Annotated in this window: 1 protein-coding gene; it reads right to left on the bottom strand. The window is 67.9% G+C overall.

Annotated features, from left to right (window positions below):
• A partial coding sequence (locus A612_RS01125; RefSeq protein WP_277422514.1) for a beta-ketoacyl synthase N-terminal-like domain-containing protein occupies positions 1 to 2349 on the bottom strand: 2349 nt, incomplete at its 3' end.
• Positions 2350 to 2410: the final 61 nt, after the last annotated feature.

Here is a 2410-nt window from a genome sequence, read left to right as displayed (position 1 = left end):
GGAATCGGCGGTGGCCGCCATGTCACCGAAGCCGGTGATGCCCTCCACGGACAGTGCGTCGAAACCACCGGTGACCACGAAGTCGGCCTTGCCCACGCGGATCTTGTCCAGACCCTCCTCCACGGACACCGCAGCGGTGGCGCAAGCCGCAACCGGGTGGATCATCTGGCCGTAACCACCCACATAGGACTGCATGACGTGCGCGGCCACCACGTTCGGCAGGGCCTCCTGCAGGACATCGTTGGCGCGTGGCTCGGCCAGCAGACGGTCGACGTAGATGCCGCGCAGGGATTCCATGCCGCCCATGCCGGTGCCCTGGGTGGAGGACACACGTGCCGGGTGCAGGGCTGCGAGCAGTTCAGCCGGGTCGAAACCGGAGGACAGGAACGCATCCACGGTGCAGACAATGTTCCACAGTGCCACGGTGTCGAGGTTGTCCACCATGTCGGCCGGGATGCCCCAGACGGCAGGGTTGAAGTCCTTGGGCACCTGGCCACCGACAAAGCGGGTCATGGCCATGCGGCGTGGCACGCGGATGGCGGAACCTGCCTTGCGGGTGACCGACCATTCACCATCGGCCTCGTTGTAGGAGGCGGTGGTCAGCTCCGGCTCGGAGTCCACATAGGTCAGTGCCTCCTCGCGGGACCCGACCGAGAAGGTCAGGTCATGGTCGAGGTAGACGGTGGTCAGCTCGGGGGCGAAGTTGTCGAACATGCCGTAGGCGGGCATGTCGTGGTAGCGGCGCACACCCACGCGTGCCAGGACCTCATCGTGGAAACGGTCGTAGATGTCCTCCTCGGCGATGGCCTCGTCATCGGCGTCGTACCAGCCCGGGGTGGGGTCCTCATCCCAATGGATCAGTCCCGTGGTCCAGGCCAGTTCGATGACACCGGCGGCGGACAGGTCGCCGGAGACCTCGACGTCGAAACGCGTACGGGCGGAACCGACGGGTCCGAGCTCGCCGGCACCGACGATGACCACCATGTCGTCCAACGACTGGGTGACCTGCCCGGCGAAGTCCGGGGTGGTCTGCACGATCGGGCGGTACGGGGTGGGCAGGGCCGCGATGGTGCGGGGCTTGTCCATCTCCCCGGCCGGTGCCTGTTCCAGCGCACGGGCCATCTCGGCGAGGTTGATGTCGGATTCGCCCAGGCCACCGGTGAAGTCAACGGTGATCGGAGCGTCAGCTGCCTCCTCGCGGACATCGCCGGCAACCTGCGAGATGAGCTTCTCGGCGATCTCCTCGGTGGAGTAGGTCTCCACACCGGCTTCCTCGGCGGCAGCCACGAGCGGATCATTGCCACCCATGAGGCCGGTGCCGCGAACCCACCCGATGTGGGCGTGGACCAGGGAGGTGTGTGCGCCCCAGGCGCTCTGCTCGGCATTCCAACGGGTGACCACGGCATCGAGGGCGGCCTTGGACTCACCGTAGGCACCGTCGCCACCGAAGCGGCCACGGTTGGGTGAACCCGGGATGACCACGTGCAGGCGGTGGCCGACGCGGGTATCGGCACCCAGTGGTGCCAGCCCGACGATGAGGCGTTCCACCGACCACAGCAGCAGTCGCATCTGGGCCTCGGTCTGACCACCGGCATCCGCCATGGACCCGGACACGCGCGGTGCGGCGAACGGGAACAGCAGGGTCGGGATCATCGCGGGCTTGACCAGCTTGGACTTGCCGTTGACGGTTGCGGTCTGCTCGGTGCCGATCCAGTTCACGATCGCGTCGATGTCCGCATAGGAGCTCAGGTTCGCCGGGACCACCCACAGGGCGGCTGTGCCGCGGGCGGAACGGGCGTAGAGCTTCTTGTAGAACTCCAGACGGTCGTGGTTGAGGCTGGAGGTGGTGGCCACCACGGTGGCACCACCGGCGAGGAGCTTCTCGACGATCGCCGCTGCGATCGAATTCGGCGAACCACCGGTGACCACGGCTACGTCATCGGCGTACTCCAGAGGCGAGGTGTCGCGGGCCTGCTCGGCCAGGGCGCTCAGACCGAGGTACTCGGCCTGGAGTGCCACGACCTCACCGGCGCCGGTGACATCGATATCGGCGGCATCCAGTTCGCCCAGGGCAACGCGGGGGAGGTCCTCGCGGGCGGAGGCCCAGCGGTCATCGATCTGCACCACGCGGTCGACATCGAAGCTGGGTGCGACCTGGCGTGGCCAGTCGGAACCGAGCTCACGGGAGACCAGCTCATAGAGCTCGTTGTCGGACTCGGCCTCCTCGAGGGCGGCCTGTGCGGGGGCATCCAGACCCAGCTGGGAGAGGATGGTGCGTGCGGTGGCGGCCAGGACACCGGCCCGGCCGGTGACCTGCTCGGCGAATTCACCGAGTGCCGCGGAGTCCACGACTCCCCCGGCTGCGCCACCTGCGGACGGCAGGGAGACGGCAACGCCGAGGCGGGCGGCG

It is taken from the genome of Melaminivora alkalimesophila (genome assembly GCF_000282995.1).
GTDB classification, from domain to species: Bacteria; Pseudomonadota; Gammaproteobacteria; order Burkholderiales; family Burkholderiaceae_C; genus Melaminivora; species Melaminivora alkalimesophila.
The sequence above is the reverse complement of the archived record's forward strand: the minus strand, read 5'-3'. Positions and strand labels throughout refer to the sequence as shown.